Source organism: Actinomycetota bacterium, from assembly GCA_004297305.1.
In the GTDB taxonomy this organism is placed as follows: Bacteria; Actinomycetota; Actinomycetes; order S36-B12; family FW305-bin1; genus FW305-bin1.
Window position 1 is genome coordinate 146323 of record SCTR01000006.1, and the last position, 20115, is coordinate 166437.

General features: G+C 69.6%; 34 protein-coding genes. 1 reads left to right on the forward strand and 33 read right to left on the reverse strand.

What is annotated here, in order from left to right:
• Nucleotides 1-54 precede the first annotated feature (54 nt).
• A complete protein-coding gene (locus tag EPO13_03495) occupies nucleotides 55-768 on the forward strand; it encodes an NYN domain-containing protein (GenBank protein TAK70051.1) in 714 nt (237 codons plus the stop codon).
• 137 nt (nucleotides 769-905) lie between these two features.
• Here EPO13_03495 and truA read toward each other — a convergent pair whose 3' ends face one another.
• The 33 genes from truA to tuf all read right to left on the reverse strand — a co-directional run bounded on the left by truA (nucleotide 906) and on the right by tuf (nucleotide 20032).
• The gene (gene truA / locus EPO13_03500; protein ID TAK70052.1) at nucleotides 906-1796 is read right to left on the reverse strand and encodes a tRNA pseudouridine(38-40) synthase TruA; all 891 of its coding nucleotides are present in this window, start codon (nucleotides 1794-1796) and stop codon (nucleotides 906-908) included.
• Between the two features lie 71 nt (nucleotides 1797-1867).
• The gene (locus EPO13_03505; GenBank protein ID TAK70053.1) at nucleotides 1868-2485 is read right to left on the reverse strand and encodes a 50S ribosomal protein L17; all 618 of its coding nucleotides are present in this window, start codon (nucleotides 2483-2485) and stop codon (nucleotides 1868-1870) included.
• A gap of 80 nt (nucleotides 2486-2565) precedes the next feature.
• The gene (locus EPO13_03510; GenBank protein TAK70054.1) at nucleotides 2566-3579 is read right to left on the reverse strand and encodes a DNA-directed RNA polymerase subunit alpha; all 1014 of its coding nucleotides are present in this window, start codon (nucleotides 3577-3579) and stop codon (nucleotides 2566-2568) included.
• 61 nt (nucleotides 3580-3640) lie between these two features.
• A complete protein-coding gene (locus tag EPO13_03515) occupies nucleotides 3641-4267 on the reverse strand; it encodes a 30S ribosomal protein S4 (GenBank protein ID TAK70055.1) in 627 nt (208 codons plus the stop codon).
• Nucleotides 4268-4285: 18 nt separating this feature from the next.
• Entirely contained in the window at nucleotides 4286-4693 is a 408-nt protein-coding gene (locus EPO13_03520; protein ID TAK70056.1) for a 30S ribosomal protein S11, read from the reverse strand.
• A gap of 67 nt (nucleotides 4694-4760) precedes the next feature.
• Nucleotides 4761-5141: a 30S ribosomal protein S13 gene (locus tag EPO13_03525; GenBank protein ID TAK70057.1), complete on the reverse strand. Its 381-nt coding sequence runs from the start codon at nucleotides 5139-5141 to the stop codon at nucleotides 4761-4763.
• A gap of 175 nt (nucleotides 5142-5316) precedes the next feature.
• On the reverse strand, nucleotides 5317-5430 hold the full coding sequence (locus EPO13_03530; protein TAK70058.1) for a 50S ribosomal protein L36: 114 nt from the start codon (nucleotides 5428-5430) through the stop codon (nucleotides 5317-5319).
• Between the two features lie 86 nt (nucleotides 5431-5516).
• On the reverse strand, nucleotides 5517-5738 hold the full coding sequence (locus EPO13_03535) for a translation initiation factor IF-1 (GenBank protein TAK70059.1): 222 nt from the start codon (nucleotides 5736-5738) through the stop codon (nucleotides 5517-5519).
• Nucleotides 5739-6174: 436 nt separating this feature from the next.
• Nucleotides 6175-7020 carry a type I methionyl aminopeptidase gene (map, locus tag EPO13_03540; GenBank protein TAK70060.1) on the reverse strand — a complete coding sequence of 282 codons (846 nt, stop codon included), beginning with the start codon at nucleotides 7018-7020 and terminating at the stop codon, nucleotides 6175-6177.
• Between the two features lies 1 nt (nucleotide 7021).
• Nucleotides 7022-7591, reverse strand: a complete 570-nt coding sequence (locus EPO13_03545) for an adenylate kinase (GenBank protein TAK70442.1) — start codon at nucleotides 7589-7591, stop codon at nucleotides 7022-7024.
• On the reverse strand, nucleotides 7588-8952 hold the full coding sequence (gene secY, locus EPO13_03550; GenBank protein ID TAK70061.1) for a preprotein translocase subunit SecY: 1365 nt from the start codon (nucleotides 8950-8952) through the stop codon (nucleotides 7588-7590). Before secY ends, EPO13_03545 begins: the two co-directional genes overlap by 4 nt.
• A gap of 161 nt (nucleotides 8953-9113) precedes the next feature.
• On the reverse strand, nucleotides 9114-9554 hold the full coding sequence (locus EPO13_03555; GenBank protein ID TAK70062.1) for a 50S ribosomal protein L15: 441 nt from the start codon (nucleotides 9552-9554) through the stop codon (nucleotides 9114-9116).
• A 1-nt stretch (nucleotide 9555) separates the two neighbouring features.
• On the reverse strand, nucleotides 9556-9738 hold the full coding sequence (locus tag EPO13_03560; protein TAK70063.1) for a 50S ribosomal protein L30: 183 nt from the start codon (nucleotides 9736-9738) through the stop codon (nucleotides 9556-9558).
• The gene (locus tag EPO13_03565; GenBank protein ID TAK70064.1) at nucleotides 9738-10337 is read right to left on the reverse strand and encodes a 30S ribosomal protein S5; all 600 of its coding nucleotides are present in this window, start codon (nucleotides 10335-10337) and stop codon (nucleotides 9738-9740) included. The genes EPO13_03560 and EPO13_03565 overlap by 1 nt, the downstream gene beginning before the upstream one ends.
• A 43-nt stretch (nucleotides 10338-10380) precedes the next feature.
• Nucleotides 10381-10761: a 50S ribosomal protein L18 gene (locus tag EPO13_03570; GenBank protein TAK70065.1), complete on the reverse strand. Its 381-nt coding sequence runs from the start codon at nucleotides 10759-10761 to the stop codon at nucleotides 10381-10383.
• A gap of 2 nt (nucleotides 10762-10763) precedes the next feature.
• Entirely contained in the window at nucleotides 10764-11303 is a 540-nt protein-coding gene (locus EPO13_03575; protein ID TAK70066.1) for a 50S ribosomal protein L6, read from the reverse strand.
• A 14-nt stretch (nucleotides 11304-11317) separates the two neighbouring features.
• Nucleotides 11318-11716 (reverse strand): 30S ribosomal protein S8, encoded by a 399-nt coding sequence (locus EPO13_03580; protein TAK70067.1) that lies wholly within the window; start codon nucleotides 11714-11716, stop codon nucleotides 11318-11320.
• Nucleotides 11717-11782: 66 nt separating this feature from the next.
• On the reverse strand, nucleotides 11783-11968 hold the full coding sequence (locus tag EPO13_03585; protein TAK70068.1) for a type Z 30S ribosomal protein S14: 186 nt from the start codon (nucleotides 11966-11968) through the stop codon (nucleotides 11783-11785).
• 2 nt (nucleotides 11969-11970) lie between these two features.
• Entirely contained in the window at nucleotides 11971-12546 is a 576-nt protein-coding gene (locus EPO13_03590) for a 50S ribosomal protein L5 (GenBank protein TAK70069.1), read from the reverse strand.
• Nucleotides 12546-12908: a 50S ribosomal protein L24 gene (locus tag EPO13_03595; GenBank protein ID TAK70070.1), complete on the reverse strand. Its 363-nt coding sequence runs from the start codon at nucleotides 12906-12908 to the stop codon at nucleotides 12546-12548. Before EPO13_03595 ends, EPO13_03590 begins: the two co-directional genes overlap by 1 nt.
• A gap of 4 nt (nucleotides 12909-12912) precedes the next feature.
• Complete coding sequence (locus EPO13_03600; GenBank protein ID TAK70071.1) at nucleotides 12913-13281, reverse strand: 50S ribosomal protein L14; 369 nt, start codon at nucleotides 13279-13281, stop codon at nucleotides 12913-12915.
• A 91-nt stretch (nucleotides 13282-13372) separates the two neighbouring features.
• A complete protein-coding gene (locus EPO13_03605; GenBank protein TAK70072.1) occupies nucleotides 13373-13657 on the reverse strand; it encodes a 30S ribosomal protein S17 in 285 nt (94 codons plus the stop codon).
• Entirely contained in the window at nucleotides 13654-13887 is a 234-nt protein-coding gene (locus tag EPO13_03610) for a 50S ribosomal protein L29 (GenBank protein TAK70073.1), read from the reverse strand. Before EPO13_03610 ends, EPO13_03605 begins: the two co-directional genes overlap by 4 nt.
• Nucleotides 13887-14309, reverse strand: a complete 423-nt coding sequence (locus EPO13_03615) for a 50S ribosomal protein L16 (protein TAK70074.1) — start codon at nucleotides 14307-14309, stop codon at nucleotides 13887-13889. Before EPO13_03615 ends, EPO13_03610 begins: the two co-directional genes overlap by 1 nt.
• Nucleotides 14310-14311: 2 nt before the next feature.
• Nucleotides 14312-15151, reverse strand: coding sequence for a 30S ribosomal protein S3 (locus tag EPO13_03620; GenBank protein ID TAK70075.1), 840 nt, complete (start codon nucleotides 15149-15151; stop codon nucleotides 14312-14314).
• A gap of 7 nt (nucleotides 15152-15158) precedes the next feature.
• On the reverse strand, nucleotides 15159-15539 hold the full coding sequence (locus EPO13_03625) for a 50S ribosomal protein L22 (protein ID TAK70076.1): 381 nt from the start codon (nucleotides 15537-15539) through the stop codon (nucleotides 15159-15161).
• 79 nt (nucleotides 15540-15618) lie between these two features.
• On the reverse strand, nucleotides 15619-15900 hold the full coding sequence (locus tag EPO13_03630) for a 30S ribosomal protein S19 (GenBank protein ID TAK70077.1): 282 nt from the start codon (nucleotides 15898-15900) through the stop codon (nucleotides 15619-15621).
• A gap of 8 nt (nucleotides 15901-15908) precedes the next feature.
• Nucleotides 15909-16745 carry a 50S ribosomal protein L2 gene (locus EPO13_03635; protein TAK70078.1) on the reverse strand — a complete coding sequence of 279 codons (837 nt, stop codon included), beginning with the start codon at nucleotides 16743-16745 and terminating at the stop codon, nucleotides 15909-15911.
• A 39-nt stretch (nucleotides 16746-16784) separates the two neighbouring features.
• A complete protein-coding gene (locus EPO13_03640; GenBank protein TAK70079.1) occupies nucleotides 16785-17084 on the reverse strand; it encodes a 50S ribosomal protein L23 in 300 nt (99 codons plus the stop codon).
• On the reverse strand, nucleotides 17081-17755 hold the full coding sequence (locus tag EPO13_03645) for a 50S ribosomal protein L4 (protein ID TAK70080.1): 675 nt from the start codon (nucleotides 17753-17755) through the stop codon (nucleotides 17081-17083). Before EPO13_03645 ends, EPO13_03640 begins: the two co-directional genes overlap by 4 nt.
• A gap of 2 nt (nucleotides 17756-17757) precedes the next feature.
• Nucleotides 17758-18402: a 50S ribosomal protein L3 gene (locus EPO13_03650; protein TAK70081.1), complete on the reverse strand. Its 645-nt coding sequence runs from the start codon at nucleotides 18400-18402 to the stop codon at nucleotides 17758-17760.
• Nucleotides 18403-18418: 16 nt separating this feature from the next.
• Nucleotides 18419-18727: a 30S ribosomal protein S10 gene (locus EPO13_03655; GenBank protein ID TAK70082.1), complete on the reverse strand. Its 309-nt coding sequence runs from the start codon at nucleotides 18725-18727 to the stop codon at nucleotides 18419-18421.
• Nucleotides 18728-18835: 108 nt separating this feature from the next.
• Nucleotides 18836-20032 carry an elongation factor Tu gene (gene tuf, locus EPO13_03660; protein TAK70083.1) on the reverse strand — a complete coding sequence of 399 codons (1197 nt, stop codon included), beginning with the start codon at nucleotides 20030-20032 and terminating at the stop codon, nucleotides 18836-18838.
• Nucleotides 20033-20115: the final 83 nt, after the last annotated feature.

Sequence of the window (20115 nt, forward strand, 5' to 3'; positions counted from 1 at the left end):
GGTCACGTCGTGGCCGTTGCGTGGGGTGGGCGAGGGTTGTACGTTCGTCAGTAGTTGCGGCCCGGTCTTCCCCCTCGGGGGTGCCGGGCCAACATCTTGCGGGGGGCGCTTCGAGTGATCAGGGTCGGCGTCTATATCGACTACAGCAACGTCTACTCGGGTGCACGTGACGCATTCGTTCTGACCGGGCAACCCGGACATCGAGGAAACGTAAATCCCCTATATCTCGCGAAGTGTGTTGCTTTGAATGCGCCGGACGGCACCAAGCGCTCAGACACACACTCGCTCGAGTTTACGAAGGTATTCAGAGGTGCGCCCGACCCACGGAAGGAACCGAAGGCGGCGCTGATGGAGGCCAAGCGCGCGGCGAATTGGGAACGTTGGGGTGCACAGGTTTACCGCCAGACCCTCGACTACGGACAGGGCCGCCCCGTCGAAAAGGGCGTCGATGTCCGGCTCGCAACGACACTAACCATGGACGCCATTAAGAGGGCCATGGACCTAGCGGTTCTAGTGTCGGCGGACAAGGACTTCAGATACGCCCTGATCAATGTCCGCGACCTGCAGCAGGTGGAGCTTGAGGTGGCGATATGGCAGGCAGTACCGGGCGGAAGCGCTATCGGACGCATCGAACTTCGGCCGGAACGTCCCATGGAGCCAGAGGTACCCTGCCATCTCCTGACCAGGAGTGATTTCAGTCGCCTCGAAGACACGGTCGACTACCGCCGGCAGCCTACGCCTCCCGGGTGGAATGCGCCGACAAGCTAGACAAGGCCTCCAACGGCCTCCCTGGGGAAGCAGGAGCATCACTTCAAGCTGATCCACGCCTCAAGCAGGACCCGGCGCCGCGGTGCCGGCCGGTCAGGCTGGCGGTCGGCCAAGGTCCCGGCCGGTCAGGCCATGGGTCACGCTGGCGGGCGCGGCCGGGGCAGTACGTTCCCGGCCGTTGAGCGCACCGCGCGGGTGACCTGCTGCCGGGCGGCCAGGGCGTCGTCCGGCGGATACCGGACCTCCTCGAGCACCAGACCGTGCGCCGGTACGACGGTCACGGCCGGGTCGCGGACCCCCGCGGCCAGCACGGCCGCCGGCCACGACACCGGCCGCCGGCCGTCCCCGACCGCCAGCAGCGCGCCGACCAGTGCCCGGACCATGCTGTGGCAGAACGCATCCGCCTCGACCTCGATGGCCACCAGACCGGCCGCGTCCCGACGGCACGACAGGGCCAGCAGGGCCCGGACGGTCGACGCACCGGGCCGGCGACGGCAGAACGCGGCGAAGTCGTGCTCGCCCAGCAGCGCGGTGGCGGCCTGCTGCATGGCGGACGGATCCAGCCGCCTCGGGTACGCCAGCACCCAGCTGCGCGCCAGCGGATCCCGTCCGGCGGGGTCGTCGCCCACCCGGTAGACGTAGCGCCGGGAGCTGGCGCTGAAGCGAGCGTCGAAGCCGGTCGGCGCCAGGTCGACTCCGCGCACCGCGACGTCCGGCGGCAGCAGCGCGTCGAGCCGGCGCCGCAGCACCGGCAGCGCCAGGTCTGCATCCCCGGTCGGCTCCGGCACCAGGTCGCCGGTCCGGCGGCGGCCGGCCAGGCCGCGCAGCGCCGGCTCGGGAAGGTCGACGTGGATCACCTGGCCCCGCGCGTGGACACCCGCGTCGGTCCGTCCGGCACAGACCACCGGGTGGGGCAGCGTCAGCCGCAGGACCGTGGCCAGGGCGTCTTCGACGACCCCCTGGACCGTCGGCAGACCGGGCTGGGCGGCCCAGCCGGCGTACGCGGTGCCGTCGTACGCCAGCTGCATCCGAACGCGCCGAAGCCCGCCCCGATCGGGGGCGGGCTTCGGCGGCGATGACGGGACAGCTGCCACCCGCTTCAGGCCTTGGTCTCCTCGGCGTCGCCGGACTCGTCGTTCTCGGCGTCCGCCGCGGCCTCGACGTCGGCTGCGGAATCCGCTGCGTCGGCGGCCGTCTCCGGTTCGGCCGCAGCGGATTCCGTACCAGCGTCGGTTGCCGGGGCAGCAGCCGTGTCGTCCGCTGCCGCAGCGGCGGTGTCCGGGGTTGCCGGCGCAGCCGCCGTACGCTCCTTCGCCGCCCGCCGGGTAGCGCCGGTCGCCTCGGCCACCACGGCCTCGGCGAGCGGCTCCACCAGCTCGATGACGGCCATCGGCGCGTTGTCACCCTTGCGCGGGCCCACCTTGACGATGCGGGTGTATCCGCCGGACCGGTTGGCGAACCGCGGCCCGATCTCGGTGAACAGCACGTGCACGACCGACTTGTCCCGCACCACGGTGAGGACCCGGCGCCGGGCGTGCAGATCGCCGCGCTTGGCGAAGGTGATCAGTCGCTCGGCCAACGGCCGCAGCCGCTTCGCCTTCGCCTCGGTGGTGGTGATGCGCCCGTGCTCGAACAGGGCGGTGGCCAGGTTGGACAGCATCAGCCGCTCGTGGGCCGGGCTGCCGCCAAGACGCGGACCCTTGGTGGGCGTGGGCATGGTGTGGCTCTCCTGTCGTGCGTGCTGCGGCGGTGGCCGATGCGGAGGCAGGACCTGCCGTCATCGGCTCCGCGGAACGGTCAGTACTGCTCGTCCTCGGCGAACGCGGCGTCGTCGTCTTCGGCGAAGTACACCGCGGAGCCGGGGTCGAACCCGGGCGGGCTGTCCTTCAGGGCCAGGCCGAGCCCGACGAGCTTGGCCTTGACCTCGTCGATCGACTTGGCCCCGAAGTTGCGGATGTCGAGCAGGTCGGCCTCGCTCCGCGAGATCAGCTCGCCGACGGTGTGGATGCCCTCGCGCTTGAGGCAGTTGTACGAGCGGACCGTGAGGTCCAGGCTCTCGATCGGCGTCGACAGCTGCTCGGCGACGAAGGCGTCGGCCGGCGACGGCCCGATGTCGATGCCCTCGGCGTCGAGGTTGAGCTCGCGGGCCAGACCGAACAGCTCGACCAGCGTCTTGCCGGCGCTGGCGACCGCGTCGCGCGGCCGCAGGCTCGGCTTGGTCTCGACGTCGAGGATCAGCTTGTCGAAGTCGGTCCGCTGCTCGACCCGGGTGGCCTCGACCTTGTAGGTCACCTTGAGCACCGGCGAGTAGATCGAGTCGACCGGGATCCGGCCGATCTCCTGGCCGGGCTGCTTGTTCAGCGTCGCCGACACGTACCCGCGACCGCGCTCGACCACCAGCTCCATCTCGAGCTTGCCCTTGCCGTTGAGCGTGGCGATGTGCAGGTCCGGGTTCCAGACCTCGACCCCGGCGGGCGGGGCGATGTCGGCCGCGGTTACCGCGCCGGGACCCTGCTTGCGCAGGTACATCACGACCGGCTCGTCGTGCTCCGAGGAGACGACGAGGGCCTTGATGTTGAGGATGATCTCGGTGACGTCCTCTTTGACCCCGGGGACGGTCGTGAACTCGTGGAGCACCCCGTCGATGCGGATGCTGGTGACCGCGGCACCCGGGATGGACGACAGGAGCGTCCGGCGCAGGGAGTTGCCAAGGGTGTAGCCGAAGCCGGGCTCCAGCGGTTCCATCACGAAGCGCGAGCGCGACTCGGAGATGGGCTCCTCGACAAGGGTGGGTCGCTGTGCGATGAGCACGGATGTGTCCTCTCCGCGGCATCCGCCATATGACGCCGCGAGCCGGTGGTGCTGGGATCTGCTACTTCGAGTAGAGCTCGACGATCAACTGCTCCTGCACGGGCGTGTCGATCACCGCGCGGGCCGGAAGCGAGTGCACCAGCACCCGCATCCCCGACGGGATGACCTCCAGCCACGCCGGCACCGGACGCTCGCCGATCTCGGCGTGTGCCACGACGAACGGCGTGAGCTCGCGGCTGCCCTGACGGACCTCGACGATGTCGGTCTCGCTCACCCGGTACGACGGGATGTCGACCTTGGTCCCGTTGACCGTGATGTGGCCGTGTCGCACGACCTGGCGGGCCATGTCACGCGACTTCGCGAAGCCGGCCCGGTAGACGACGTTGTCCAGCCGGCTCTCCAGGATGCGCAGCAGGTTCTCGCCGGTCTTGCCGGAACGGCGCTGCGCCTCCTCGTAGTAACCGCGGAACTGCTTCTCCAGGACGCCGTAGATGCGAGCGCACTTCTGCTTCTCCCGCATCTGCAGGAGGTACTCGCTGTCCTTGGTCCGGCCGCGGCCGTGCTGGCCGGGCGGGTACGGGCGGTTCTCGATCGGGCACTTCGGCGACTCGCACTTGCTGCCCTTGAGGAACAACTTCATCTTCTCGCGGCGGCAGCGCTTGCAGTCCGCCCCGGTGTATCGCGCCATCGGTGGTTCTCCTCGGGGTCAGACTCGGCGCCGCTTGGGAGGGCGGCAGCCGTTGTGCGGGACGGGGGTGACGTCGGAGATCGAACCGACCTCGAGGCCGGTCGCCTGCAGCGATCGGATCGCGGTCTCGCGGCCGGAGCCGGGACCCTTCACGTAGACGTCGACCTTGCGCATGCCGTGCTCCATGGCCCGGCGCGCCGCCGCCTCGGCGGCGAGCTGGGCGGCGAATGGCGTCGACTTGCGGCTGCCCTTGAACCCGACCTGGCCGGCCGAGGCCCAGGAGATCACCGCACCGGTCGGATCGGTGATCGACACGATCGTGTTGTTGAACGTGCTCTTGATGTGCGCGTGGCCGTGGGCCACGTTCTTCTTCTCCTTGCGGCGGATCTTCTTCGGTCCTGCCGCCTGGCGGCTCTTGGGAGGCATCTGCTGATCGTTCTCCTGTGCGAGGTCGTCGGTCCGCGGTCACGGGCGCTGCGCCCGGCGGCGGCTACTACTTCTTGCCAGCCTTCTTCTTGCCGGCCACGGTCTTGCGGGGACCCTTGCGGGTGCGGGCGTTGGTGTGCGTGCGCTGACCGTGCACGGGCAGGCCGCGGCGGTGCCGGATGCCCTGGTAGCAGCCGATCTCGACCTTGCGGCGAATGTCGCCGGCGACCTCGCGGCGCAGGTCACCCTCGACCTTGTAGTTCGCCTCGATCCAGTCGCGGAGCCTGACCAGCTCGTCGTCACCGAGGTCGCGTACGCGGGTCGCCGCGTCCACCCCGGTCTCCGCGAGGGTCTGCCGGGCGCGCGTGCGGCCCATGCCGTAGATGTAGGTGAGCGCCACCTCGACCCGCTTGTCGCGGGGAAGGTCGACGCCGACGAGTCGTGCCACGGGCGGTCACTGTCCTTCGGGTCGTCGGGAGGTCTGTGGCGGCACCGTCCCCGTCCGCCCTGGACGGGTCCCCGGCTCCCGGCCGGGGGTGGCGTCCCGTCCTGGCTCGTCCCAGGACGGGGGTCGGGTACCGCTTCGATACGCCCGCGGGAGCGGGCGCGTTCAGCGTCGGGCCTCAGCCCTGCCGCTGCTTGTGCCGGACGTTGTCGCAGATGACCATGACTCGGCCGTGCCGGCGGATCACCTTGCACTTGTCACAGATCTTCTTGACGCTGGGCTTGACCTTCATGATCTCTCCGCAGGGCGTGCGTCGCGGTCGAGCGTGCCTCGCCGCTGCTTGGTCGGTGGTCGTGTGGTCGGTCGGATCGGGCGTGGCTACTTGTAGCGGTAGACGATGCGGCCCCGGGTCAGGTCGTACGGCGAGAGCTCCACCACGACCCGGTCGTCGGGCAGGATCCGGATGTAGTGCATCCGCATCTTGCCGCTGATGTGGGCGAGCACCTTGTGCCCGTTGTCGAGCTCCACCCGGAACATCGCGTTGGGCAGCGACTCGACGATGGTGCCCTCGAGCTCGATGGCGCCGTCCTTCTTGGGCATGTCCTCCGCGCTTCTGTCCGGGGCGTGTGCCCGCGTGCTGGATCGACCGCGCCGCTGGGCGGCCTACGGGTCGTGCTGTCGCCGCCCGGGGCGGCATGTCGGTTGGTGCGTCCTCGGCGCCCACGCAACCGCGGTCGGCTACCGTGGTCGAGGTCGGGCAGGACCGGAACCTCACCGGCACGCGCCCCCGAGCCACGCCCGAAAGCCCGGGCGAACACGTGATGCTGCGTGCCCGCGCGAAAGCGCACCGGGCCGGTCGGCGAGTCTACGGGACGGCGGGCTCGAAGCGGTAATCGCCCCCGGACGAATGATCTGGCGTCAGTCCGCTCCTCAGCCGGTCCCCAGCTGCGGTACGCCGTCGCAGCACGCCGGGCCGCGGCCTGCGGTCGGACCCGGGTCCACCCTCCCTCGGCGACGGGGCTCAATCGGCGAGCGCTCAATCGGCGTGGGCCGCCGGCGACGGGACGCCCAGGGCGGCGAAGCGCGCCGCGCCGCCGTCGAGGGCGGTCAGCACCCAGGGCCCGTCCTCGGTGATCGCCACCGTGTGCTCCCAGTGCGCCGCCACTGCCCCCTGGTCGGTCCGCACGGTCCAGTCGTCGTCGTCGACGTACACGTCCTTGGGGCCGGCCACGACCATCGGCTCCACGGCCAGCGCCATCCCCGGCAGCAAGGTCGGCCCGCGGCCCGGTGCGCCGTAGTTCGGCACCGCCGGGTCCATGTGCATGGCCGACCCGATCCCGTGGCCGACGTAGTCGGACAGGATGCCGTAGGCGCCCGGCGCCGGCTCCAGTCGGCGTACCGTCGCCTCGACCGCGTGGCCGACGTCGGACAGCCGTCCCCCGGCCAGCGCCTGGGCCAGGCCCGCCCACAGCGACTCCTCGGTGACGTGCGACAGCCGGGCCACCTCGTCGCTGAGGGTCCCGACGGCGATGCTGACCGCCGCGTCCCCGTGCCAGCCGTCGACGATCGCCCCGAAGTCGACCGACAGCAGGTCGCCGTCGCGCAGCACCCGGTCGCCCGGGATCCCGTGCACCACCTCGTCGTTGACCGAAGCGCAGATCACGCCGGGAAACGGCGGCTGCCCGTAGTGCAGGAAGCTCGACGTCGCACCCGCCGCCGCGAGTTGGTCGCGTGCCAGCTGGTCCAGCTCGGCAGTGGTGACTCCGGGCGCTGCGGCCTCGGTCAAGGCCTGCAGCGTCGCGGCGACGACGAGGCCGGCCCGCCGCATCACCTGCAGCTGCTCGGCGGTCTTCACCTCGATGCGGTCGCGCCGCCGGAACATGTCAGCCTTCGAGTACGGCGAGCACGCGGGCGGTCACCGCGGAGATCTCGCCGCGGCCGTCGACCCGGACCAGCAGCCCGCGTCCGGCGTACCCGTCCAGCAGCGGCGCGGTCTCCTCGGCGTAGACCTGCAGCCGGCGCCGGATCACGGTCTCGGTGTCGTCGGCACGACCCTGCTCGACGGCGCGGTTGAGCAGCCGGCCGACCACCTCATCGGTGTCGACGGTGAGTTCGACGACGCGGTCCAGCGTGGCGCCGGTCGCCGCCAGCATGCCGTCCAGTTCGGCCACCTGCGCCAGCGTGCGCGGGTAACCGTCGAGCAGGAACCCGGCCGCGGTGTCCGGCTCGGCGAGCCGGTCGCGGACCATCCCGTTGGTCACCTCGTCCGGGACGTACTCGCCGGCGTCCATGTACCGCTTGGCCTCGACGCCCAGCGGCGTACCGGCGCCGACGTTGGCGCGGAAGATGTCCCCGGTGGAGATGTGGGGCACACCCAGCTTGGCGGCCAGCACGACGGCCTGAGTGCCCTTTCCCGCGCCGGGCGGGCCCATGATGATCAGACGCATGGTCAGCGGAGGAACCCCTCGTAGTTGCGCTGCTGGAGTTGGGACTCGATCTGCTTCACGGTGTCCAGGCCGACCCCGACCATGATCAGCAGGCTCGTCCCGCCGAACACGAACTGCTGCCCGACGCCGAGTGAGCCGAAGGCGAAGACGGGCAGGATCGCGATGAGCGCCAGGTAGATCGACCCGGGAGCGGTGAGCCGGGTGATCACGTAGTCGAGGTATTCCGCAGTCGGGCGGCCGGCGCGGATCCCGGGGATGAAGCCGCCGTACTTCTTCATGTTGTCCGCGACCTCGATCGGGTCGAACGTGATCGCGACGTAGAAGTACGTGAAGAAGATGATCAGGATGAAGAACGTCACCAGGTACGGCGTCTCCGTGCCGTTCTGGAAGTTCGCGGCGATCCACTGCGCCAGCGACGAGTCGCTGCCGGTCAGGTTGACGAACAGCATCGGGATGAACAGCAGCGACGAGGCGAAGATGACCGGGATGACACCGGCCATGTTGACCTTCAGCGGGATGTAGGTCGAGGTGCCGCCGTACATCCGGCGGCCCACCATCCGCTTGGCGTACTGCACCGGGATACGACGCTGCGCCTGTTCGACGAACACGACCAGGGCGATGACCACCAGCCCGACCGCCACGGTGACGGCGAAGGCGAAGGCACCCTTGGTCGTCCAGATCTGCAGGAACTGCCCGGGCATCACCGCGATGATCGACGTGAAGATCATCAGCGACATGCCGTTGCCGACGCCTCGGTCGGTCACCAGCTCACCCATCCACATGATCACCGCGGTACCGGCGGTCATGGTGAGGATCATGACGATGATCAGGGACACCGAGGTGTCCGGCAGGATCGTCTCGCTACAGCCGGCGAACAGGCTGCCGGGATTGCGGGCCAGCGCGATGATCGAGGTCGCCTGCAGGATGGCGAGCCCGACGGTGAGGTAGCGGGTGTACTGGGTGATCGTGGTCTGCCCGGACTGGCCCTCCTTCTTCAGGGCCTCCAGCCGCGGGATGACGACGGTGAGCAGCTGGATGATGATGCTCGCGGTGATGTACGGCATGATCCCGAGCGCGAACACCGACAGGTGCAGCAGCGCGCCACCGCTGAACAGGTTGAGCAGGCCGTAGAGGCTGTTGCCCTCGACCACCTTGATGCATCGATCGATCGCGGTGTAGTCGACGCCCGGGATGGGGACGACCGACCCCAGCCGGAAGATGACGATGATCCCGAGCGTGAACAGCAGCTTTTTGCGCAGGTCGGGGGTGCGGAACGCCGAGCCGAAGGCGCTGAGGTTCACGCGTCCTCCTGTCAGCGTGGGGCGGTCGGCGGGAGATCTCCGTACGCCGGCGGCGGCCGACCGCATCGCGCCACCGACTCGGTCGGCAGCGGGCAGGCCGGCCAGACTGCGGCGAGCCTAACGCACCGCTCGGGCCGAATCGGACGCGGCGGCCGACCGCAACGGCGGCCGCTGGGGCCTCGTGACTGTCCGGCCGGCCGCGGCGTACGGCCGGCACAGTCCGATGGTCAGCCGGCCGTGATCGAGCCTCCGGCCGCGACGATCTTGTCGCGGGCGCTGTCGGAGAAGGCGTCAGCGGTGACCTGCACGGCCACGGTGATGTCGCCCTGGCCGAGCACCTTCACCGGCTCGCCCTTGCGCACGGCGCCGGCGGCGACGAGGTCGGCGACGCCGATCGTGCCCCCGTCGGGGAACAGCCGGTTGATGGTCGCGACGTTGACGACCTGGAACTGGACCTTGAAGGCGTTGGTGAAGCCCTTGAGCTTGGGCAGCCGCATGTGCAGCGGCATCTGCCCGCCCTCGAAGCGGGCCGGCACCTGGTAGCGCGCCTTCGTGCCCTTCGTGCCGCGGCCCGCGGTCTTGCCCTTCGACGCCTCACCCCGGCCCTTGCGGGTCTTGGCGGTCTTGGCGCCGGGCGCCGGACGCAGGTGGTGGACCTTGAGGGTCATGTCAGTCGACCTCCTCGACGACCACCAGGTGGGAGACGGTCGTGACCATGCCGCGGATCTCCGGCCGGTCCTCCTTCACCACTGTGTCGCCGATGCGCTTGAGGCCCAACGAACGCAGCGTGTCGCGCTGGCTGCTGGTGCCGCCGATCCGGGACTTCTTCTGGGTCACCTTGAGCCGGGCCATCACGAAGCCGTCCCGGCGACCCGTGCGCGCAGCAACGCTGCCGGGGCGACGTCCTCGAGGGCCAGGCCGCGGCGAGCCGCGACCTGCTCGGGACGCTCCAGGCCCTGCAGCGCGGCCACGGTCGCGTGCACCACGTTGATCGCGTTGTCCGAACCGAGCGACTTCGACAGCACGTCGTGGATACCCGCGCACTCGAGCACCGCCCGCACCGGGCCACCGGCGATGACACCGGTACCGGGCGCGGCCGGGCGCAGCAGCACCACACCCGCAGCGGCCTCGCCGGTGATCGGGTGCGGAATCGTGCCCTGGATGCGGGGCACCTTGAAGAAGTGCTTCTTGGCCTCCTCGACGCCCTTGGCGATCGCCGCGGGCACCTCCTTGGCCTTCCCGTACCCGACGCCGACCTGGCCGTCGCCGTCACCGACCACGACGAGGGCGGTGAAGCTGAACCGGCGACCGCCCTTGACGACCTTCGCTACCCGGTTGATGGCGACGACCCGCTCGACGAACGCGGTCTTCTCCTCACGGGGGCCCCGGTCGCGCCGGTCCCGCCGCTCGTTGCCGCCCGCGCCGCCACCGCGACGCTGCGCTGCAGCCATGGGAATTACCTCTTCTTCGCTCGGTCGTACGGATGAACGGTCATCAGAAGGCCAGCCCGCCCTCGCGGGCGCCATCGGCGAGAGCAGCGACGCGGCCGTGGTACTTGTAGCCGCCGCGGTCGAAGACCACGGCGCTGACGCCGGCGGCCTTGGCGCGGGACGCGAGCAACTCGCCGACCTTGCGGGCGCGAGCCGTCTTGTCGCCGGACAGCGTGCGTACGTCGGACTCCATCGAGGTGGCCGACGCCAGCGTGGCACCCGCGGTGTCGTCGACGACCTGGGCGACGACGTGCCGCGCGGACCGTGTGACGACCAGCCGGGGACGTGCCGGCGTGCCCTGCACCTTCTTGCGCACCCGCAGGTGACGGCGCAACCGGGCGACGCGCGTCCGGCTGCCCGAGCCGAGCTTGGTTGCAACGGCCATGGCTACTTCTTGCCTGCCTTCCCTGCCTTGCGACGGATGACCTCGCCCTCGTAGCGCAGTCCCTTGCCCTTGTAAGGGTCGGACTTGCGCAACTTGCGGAGCTTGGCGGCCACCTCGCCGACCTGCTGCTTGTCGATGCCCGCGACGGAGAACCGCGTCGGGGACTCGACGGCGAAACTGATGCCCTCGGGGGCTTCGACGTGGACCGGGTGGCTGAAACCGAGGGCGAACTCCAGTGCGGTGCCCTTGGCCTGCACCCGGTAGCCGGTGCCGACGATCTCCAGCGTCTTGCGGTAGCCCTCGGTCACCCCGACCACCATGTTGGCCACCAGCGTGCGGGTGAGGCCGTGCAGCGATCGCGACGCCCGTTCGTCGTCGGGACGGGTCACGATGACCGACCCGTCGGCGACCTGGACCTCGATCGGAGCGGCCACAGTGTGGGTCAAGGTGCCCTTGGGTCCGGTGACGGTCACCGCGCTACCGCTCAGGTCGACGGTGACCCCGGACGGCACGGTGATCGGCAGCCTGCCGATGCGCGACATGTGTCTGCCTCCCGCTACCAGACGTAGGCGAGGACTTCCCCGCCCACGCCCTTCTTGGCCGCCTGCTGACCGGTGAGCAGGCCGGATGACGTCGAGATGATCGCGATGCCCAGGCCGCCCAGGACTCGCGGCAGGGTGGTGCTCTTGGCGTACACCCGCAGCCCGGGCTTGGACACCCGGCGAATCCCGGCGATGGAGCGCTCGCGGTTCGGCCCGAACTTCAGGTCGAGCACCAGCGTCTGGCCGACGGCGGCCTCCTCGGTGCGGAAGCCGGCGATGTAGCCCTCGCGCTGCAGGATCGCGGCGATGCCCGCCTTGATCTTGGAGTACGGCATTGCCACGGTGTCGTGGTGCGCGGAGTTCGCGTTGCGCAGCCGCGTGAGCATGTCTGCGATCGGGTCGGTCATGGTCATGACGGTGCAACCTTCCTCGCCGTGGTATCCCCTGCGGATCTCACCGGGGACCTGCGGCGTCGTGGTCTACCAGCTGCTCTTGGTGACGCCCGGGAGCTCGCCGCGGTGCGCCATCTCGCGCAGGCACACCCGGCACAGCCCGAACTTGCGGTACACCGCATGCGGGCGCCCGCAGCGGTTGCACCGGGTGTAGCCGCGCACGGCGAACTTCGGCTTGGCGTTCGCCTTGTTGATCAGTGCCTTCTTCGCCACGGTCAGGACTCCTTGAACGGGAAGCCGAGGTGCCGGAGCAGGGCGCGGCCTTCGGGGTCGGTCGTCGCGGACGTCACGACGGTGATGTCCATGCCACGGACACGGTCGATCCGGTCCTGGTTGATCTCGTGGAACATCGACTGCTCGTTGAGACCGAACGTGTAGTTGCCGTTGCCGTCGAACTGCCGCGGCGACAGGCCGCGGAAGTCACGGATACGGGGCAGCGCGATCGACACCAGCCGGTCGACGAACTCCCACGCCCGGTCGCCGCGCAGCGTCACGTGGGCGCCGATCGGCATGCCCTCGCGCAGCTTGAACTGGGCGATCGACTTGCGGGCCTTGGTGACCTGCGGGCGCTGACCGGTGATGTCGGTCAGGTCCCGGATGGCACCCTCGATCAGCTTGGAGTCACGCGCGGCCTCGCCGACGCCCATGTTCACCACGACCTTGGTCAGGCCGGGGACCTGCATGACGTTCGCGTAGCCGAACTCCTCGCGCAGCGCGGGAGCGATCTCGTCGCGGTAGCGCTGCTTGAGCCGGGGCACGGGACGTGCCGAGGTCTCGGTGGCCGTACTCATCAGATGTCCTTACCGGTACGTCGGGAAATGCGCACGCTGCGCCAGCCGGTGTACGTCGTACCGTCCGGCCGGGTGCGCTCGACCTGCTCGCGCCGGAACCCGACGCGGGTGGGCCGGCCGTCCTCCGGGTCGACGATCATGACGTTGGAGACGTGGACCGGAGCTTCCTGGGTGACGATGCCGCCGGTCTTGGCACCGCGGGCGGACTGGCCGACCTTGGTGTGCTTCTTGATCCGGTTGACCCCTTCGACCAGGACCCGCTCGGACTCGGTCAGGACCGCGATGACCTTGCCCTTGACGCCCTTGTCCTTGCCGGAGATGACCTGGACGGTGTCGCCTTTCTTGATCTGCAGACCTGCCATGGCGCTACAGCACCTCCGGAGCCAGCGAGATGATCTTCATGAAGCGCTTCTCCCGCAGCTCCCGGCCCACCGGGCCGAAGATGCGGGTGCCACGCGGCTCGCCGTCCGCCTTGAGGATGACCGCGGCGTTCTCGTCGAAGCGGATGTACGACCCGTCCAGACGCCGGCGTGCCTTGGTGGTGCGGACGATGACGGCCTTGACCACGTCGCCCTTCTTCACCCCACCGCCGGGGATCGCGTCCTTGACCGTGGCGACGATGACGTCGCCGATACCGGCGTAGCGCCGTCCCGAGCCGCCGAGCACCCGGATGCACAAGAGTTCCTTGGCCCCGGTGTTGTCGGCGACGCGCAACCGCGACTCCTGCTGGATCATTGCTGTGTCTCCTGATCGTCGTGCCGGTTCTCGACGGGGCGAGCCTGGCCGAACTGGTGGCCGGCGGTGCCCGGCCCTCGCGACGTACTGACTACTTGGCCTTCTCGAGCACCTCGACCACACGCCACCGCTTGGTGGCCGACAGCGGCCGGGTCTCCATCAGCAGCACGCGGTCGCCCACGCCCGCCTCGTTGGCCTCGTCGTGCGCCTTCAGCTTGCTCGTGCGGCGCACGACCTTGCCGTACAGCGCATGCTTGAAGCGGTCCTCGACAGCGACCACGACGGTCTTGTCCATCTTGTCGCTGACCACGAGTCCCTCGCGGACCTTGCGGTTGCCGCGCTCGCTCGTCTCGCTCATCCCGACCTTCTCGCTCATGCCGCGCCCTCGTCCTCGACCGGCGTGATCCCGAGCTCGCGCTCACGCATGACCGTGTAGATCCGGGCGATGTCCTTGCGTACGGCGCGCAGCCGTCCGTGGTTCTCCAGCTGACCGGTCGCCGACTGGAAGCGGAGGTTGAACAACTCCTCCTTCGACTCCCGCAGCCGGGCGACCAACTCCTCGTCGTCCAGCGGACGCAAGTCCGTGGTCTTCGTTCCGGCGGCCATCAGTTCTCCCCTGCCACGTCGCGGCGCACGATGCGGCACTTCATCGGCAGCTTGTGCGCGGCCCGCTTGAGTGCCTCCTGCGCGACCTTCTCGTTGGGAAAGCTGAGCTCGAAGAGCACGCGCCCCGGCTTGATGTTGGCGACCCACCACTCCGGCGAGCCCTTGCCCGAGCCCATCCGGGTCTCGGCCGGCTTCTTCGTCAGCGGCCGGTCGGGATAGATGGTGATCCAGACCTTGCCGCCACGCCGGATGTGCCGGTTGATCGCGATACGCGCGGACTCGATCTGGCGGTTGGTGACGTACGCCGACTCCGTCGACTGCAGGCCCCACTCACCGAACACGACCCGGGTGCCGCCCTTGGCAGCGCCACCGCGATCGGGGTGGTGCTGCTTGCGGTGCTTGACCCGGCGGGGAATCAACATCGTCAGGCCTCCGTCGCGGGCTCAGTCGCGGTGGCGGTGGCAGTGGCAGTGGCCGGAGCCTCGGCCGAGGCACCCACCGCAGCGGCCTCCGGTGCGCCGTCCTCGCGCGGCCGGGCCGGACGGCGACCCGCCGGACCCCGGTCGGCGGCCCGTCGCTGCCCGAGCCGGGCCGCGGCGGCCGCGGCTTCACGCTCGGCGCGGCTGGGCAGCGCGTCACCCTTGAAGACCCAGACCTTCACGCCGATCCGGCCGAACGTCGTGCGGGCCTCGTAGAAGCCGTAGTCGATGTCGGCGCGCAGCGTGTGCAGCGGAACGCGGCCTTCCCGGTAGAACTCGGTGCGGCTCATCTCCGCGCCGCCGAGCCGGCCGGACACCTGGACCCGGATCCCCTTGGCCCCGCCCTTGAGCGCGCTCTGCATCGCCTTGCGCATCGCCCGGCGGAACGAGACCCGGCTGCTGAGCTGCTCGGCGACCCCCTGCGCCACCAGCTGCGCATCGGTCTCGGTGTTCTTCACCTCGAGGATGTTCAGCTGCACCTGCTTGCCGGTGAGGTTCTCCAGGTCGCCGCGGATCCGGTCGGCCTCCGCCCCCCGGCGGCCGATGACGATGCCGGGACGAGCCGTGTGGATGTCCACCCGGACGCGTTCGCGGGTGCGCTCGATCTCGACCTTGCTGATGCCGGCGCGTTCCATGCCCTTGGACATCAGCTTGCGGATCTTCACGTCCTCGGCGACGTAGTCGCGGTAACGCTGGCCGGACTTCGCCGAGTCGGCGAACCACCGGGACGTGAAGTCCGTGGTGATACCGAGGCGGAAGCCGTGCGGGTTTACCTTCTGGCCCACGAGTGGGTCACCCCTTCTTGCCGGTAGTCGACTTGCCGGTGGTCGACGCGGCCGCGGGGGCGGGCTCGACGACAACGGTGATGTGGCTCGTGCGCTTGCGGATCCGGTACGCCCGGCCCTGCGCGCGCGGCCGGAACCGCTTGAGCGTGGGTCCCTCGTCGACGTACGCCGCGGAGACGATCAGCGTCGAGGCGTCGAGGTTGTGGTTGTTGGTGGCGTTGGCGATGGCGCTGTCGAGCACCTTGCCCACCGGCTCGCTGGCGGCCTGCGGAGCGAACCGCAGGACGGCCTGTGCTCGCGCCGCCGGCAGGCCGCGGATCAGGTCGATCACGCGGCGCGCCTTCATGGGCGCAACGCGCACGTAGCGCGCCTGGGCCCTGGCTTCCATCGCTGTCCCCTTGCTGTCGGCCGATCTGGTCGGACGGTGCTGCTGCGGTCGATCGATCCCGTGGTGACGGGGTGGGCGCCTAGCGGCGCTTGGACTTGCGGTCGTCCTTCACGTGGCCGCGGAAGGTGCGGGTGGGAGCGAACTCCCCCAGCTTGTGCCCGACCATCTGCTCGGTGACGAACACCGGCACGTGCTTGCGGCCGTCGTGCACCGCGATCGTGTGGCCGAGCATGGCCGGCACGATCATCGAGCGGCGAGACCACGTCTTGATGACGTTGTGCGTGCCCTTGTCGTTCTGTGCGTCCACCTTCTTGGCCAGGTGGTCGTCGACGAACGGGCCCTTCTTCAGGCTGCGCGGCATCGGATTCCTCAGCGCTTCTTGCCGGACTTGCGGCGGCGGACGATGAACTTGTCGCTCGGCTTGTGCGCCTTGCGGGTACGACCCTCGGGCTTGCCGTTCGGGTTGACCGGGTGCCGGCCACCGGAGGTCTTGCCCTCACCACCACCGTGCGGGTGGTCGATCGGGTTCATGGCCACGCCACGGACCGTGGGGCGCTTGCCCTTCCAGCGCATCCGGCCGGCCTTGCCCCAGTTGATGTTGGACTGCTCGGCGTTGCCGACCTCGCCGACCGTCGCCCGGCACCGGACGTCGACGTTGCGGATCTCACCGGACGGCATCCGAAGCTGCGCGTACGGCCCGTCCTTGGCGACCAGCTGGACACTCGATCCGGCCGAGCGCGCGATCTTGGCGCCGCCGCCGGGCCGCAGCTCCACGGCGTGGATCACCGTGCCGACCGGGATGTTGCGCAGCGGCAGGTTGTTGCCCGGCTTGATGTCGGCCGAGGCGCCGGTCTCGACCCGATCCCCCTGCTTCAGCCGGGTCGGCGCCACGATGTAGCGCTTCTCCCCGTCGGCGAAGTGCAGCAACGCGATGCGCGCGGTCCGGTTCGGGTCGTACTCGATGTGCGCCACCGTGGCGGGCACACCGTCCTTGTCCGCGCGGCGGAAGTCGATCAGCCGGTAGGCACGCTTGTGGCCGCCACCCTGGTGACGCGTCGTGATCTTGCCCGAGTTGTTGCGGCCGCCCTTCTTGGGCAGCGGGCGGACCAGCGACTTCTCCGGCTCGGACCGGGTGATCTCGACGAAGTCGGCGACACTCGAGCCACGTCGGCCCGGGGTCGTCGGCTTGTACTTGCGGATTCCCATCGCTCTTCCGTCTCGTCGGTCGTCTCGGCGTGGTCCCGGTCAGCTGACCGGGCCCCCGAAGATGTCGATGCGGTCGCCCTGGGCCAGCGAGACGATCGCGCGCTTGGTCGCCGCGCGACGGCCGAGCCCCTTGCGGGTCCGGACCGTCTTGCCCTGCCGGTTGCTGGTGTTGACGCCGGTGACCCGGACGCCGAACACCTGCTCCACGGCGATCTTGATCTGGGTCTTGTTGGCGTCCGGGCTCACCACGAACGTGTACTTGTTCTCGTCGAGCAGGCCGTAGCTCTTCTCCGAGATCACGGGCGCCAGCAGGATGTCGCGCGGGTCGGGGATCCTCACGACTGCACCTCCGCCTCGGTCGCCACTGCCTTGGCACTCTTGCCCCGCGCCGGACCGGCGACGAAGGTGGCCAGCGCGGTCTGGGTGAACACGACGTCGTCGCTGACCAGGACGTCGTAGGTGTTGAGCTGGTCGACGGCCAGCACGTGCACGGTGTCGAGGTTGCGCAGGCTCTTCCAGGCCACCACGTCGTCGCGCTCGAGCACCACGAGGACGTGCGGGCGGGTGGACACCGAGGCCAGCGTCGTCGCCGCCGCCTTGGTCGAGGGCACCTCGCCGTCGACCAGCGCGGTCAGCACGTGGACGCGGCCCTCGCGGGCCCGGTCGGACAGTGCCCCGCGCAGCGCGGCCGCCTTCATCTTCTTCGGCGTCCGCTGGGCGTAGTCACGCGGCGTCGGGCCGTGGACCACGCCACCGCCGACGAACTGCGGCGCCCGGGTCGAACCCTGCCGGGCCCGGCCGGTGCCCTTCTGCCGGTACGGCTTACGGCCGCCGCCTCGGACCTCGCCGCGGGTCTTCGTGTCGTGGGTGCCCTGCCGGGCCGCCGCCAGCTGTGCGACCACGACCTGGTGGATCAGCGGCACGTTGACCTGCACGTCGAACACGGCCTCGGGCAGCTCGACCTGCCCTGCCGCCTCACCGGCCGGGGTGCGGACCTCGATGCTGGACACCCTCAGGCTCCCTTCGCCGCGGTACGGACGAAGACGAGGCCGCCCTTGGGGCCTGGCACGGCGCCCTTGATGAGCAGCAGACCGTTCTCGGCGTCGACGCTGTGGACCGTGAGGTTCTGCGTGGTCTGTCGTACGCCGCCGAGCCGGCCGGCCATCTTCATGCCCTTGAACACCCGGCCCGGCGTCGCGCAACCACCGATCGAGCCCGGCGACCGGTGCTTGCGCTCGACGCCGTGCGAAGCGCGCAGACCGTGGAACCCGTGCCGCTTCATGACGCCGGCAAAGCCCTTGCCGCGGGTGGTCCCGACGACGTCGACGTCCTGCCCGGCCTCGAAGGTGTCCGCGCCGAGCTCCTGACCGAGGGTGTACTCGGTCGCGTCCTCGGTGCGGACCTCGACCAGGTGCCGGCGCGGGGTCACGCCGGCCTTGGCGAAGTGGCCTGCCAGCGGCTTGGTGACCTTGCGCGGGTCGATCGCGCCGTAGGCGATCTGGACCGCGGTGTAGCCGTCGGAGTCCGCGGTGCGGACTGCGGTGACCACGCACGGCCCGGCCTTGACCACGGTCACCGGGACGACGCAGTTCGCGTCGTCCCAGACCTGGGTCATGCCGAGCTTCTCGCCCAGCACGCCCTTCACGTTGGTAGCCATCGTCACGATGTCCCTGTCAGAGCTTGATCTCGATGTCGACCCCGGCCGGCAGGTCGAGCCGCATCAGCGAGTCGACCGTCTTCGGCGTGGGATCGAGGATGTCGATGAGCCGCTTGTGCGTGCGCATCTCGAAGTGTTCGCGGCTGTCCTTGTATTTGTGCGGCGAGCGGATCACGCAGTAGACGTTCTTCTCCGTCGGCAGCGGCACCGGACCCGCGACCTGCGCACCGGTGCGGGTCACCGTCTCGACGATCTTGCGCGCCGAGCTGTCGATGACCTCGTGGTCGTAGGCCTTGAGCCTGATGCGGATCTTCTGTCCCGCCATGGGGGCGTCCTTCACGTGTCCGGGTGCTGCGGTGGCGATGGTGCTGGCGGCTGGCGCCCGGTGCGCGGCGAGGCAGCCGGGGCTGCCTCGCCGTGCACCGCGATGCGACTACTTGAGGATCTTCGTGACCCGGCCGGCGCCGACGGTCCGGCCACCCTCACGGATGGCGAACTTCAGGCCGTCCTCCATGGCGATCGACTGAATCAGCGCGACCGTCATCTCGGTGTTGTCACCGGGCATGACCATCTCGGTGCCCTCGGGGAGGGTCACCACTCCGGTCACGTCGGTGGTGCGGAAGTAGAACTGCGGCCGGTAGTTGTTGAAGAACGGCGTGTGCCGCCCGCCCTCGTCCTTGGACAGGATGTAGACCTGCGCCTCGAAGTCGGTGTGCGGAGTGATCGACCCCGGCTTGCAGATGACCTGGCCGCGCTCGACGTCGTCCCGCTTGGTGCCGCGCAGCAGCAGGCCGACGTTCTCACCGGCCTGGCCCTCGTCGAGCAGCTTGCGGAACATCTCGACACCGGTGACGGTCGTCTTGGTGGCCGGACCGGGGCGGATGCCCACGATCTCGATCTCCTCGTTGACCTTGACGATGCCGCGCTCGATCCGGCCGGTCACGACCGTGCCGCGGCCGGTGATCGTGAAGACGTCCTCGATCGGCATGAGGAACGGCTTGTCGATCTCCCGCTCCGGGGTCGGGATGTACTCGTCGACCGCGCCCATGAGCTCAAGGATCGCGTCGGCCCACTTGGCGTCGCCCTGCAGCGCCGGCGCGGCCGCCACCCGGACCACGGGGATGTCGTCGCCGGGGAACTCGTACAGCGACAGCAGTTCCCGCACCTCGAGCTCGACGAGCTCGAGGATCTCCTCGTCGTCGACCATGTCGCACTTGTTCAGTGCCACGACGATCGAGGGCACGCCGACCTGGCGGGCCAGCAGCACGTGCTCCTTGGTCTGCGGCATCGGGCCGTCGGTCGCCGCGACCACCAGGATCGCGCCGTCCATCTGGGCGGCACCGGTGATCATGTTCTTGATGTAGTCGGCGTGACCAGGACAGTCGACGTGCGCGTAGTGCCGCGCCTCGGTCTGGTACTCGACGTGCGCGATCGAGATCGTGATACCGCGCTGCCGCTCCTCCGGCGCCTTGTCGATCTGGTCGAACGGCGTGAAGGGGTTGACGTCAGGGTACTTGTCGTGCAGGACCTTGGTGATCGCCGCCGTGAGCGTCGTCTTGCCGTGGTCGATATGCCCGATCGTACCGATGTTGACGTGCGGCTTAGTCCGCTCGAACTTCGCCTTCGCCACGGTGGGTCCTCCTAGACCTTCGTTCTGTCGCCGTCCACTCGGTCCGGCAGTGGGGGTACTACTGGTGGTGGAGAGGGGGCTAT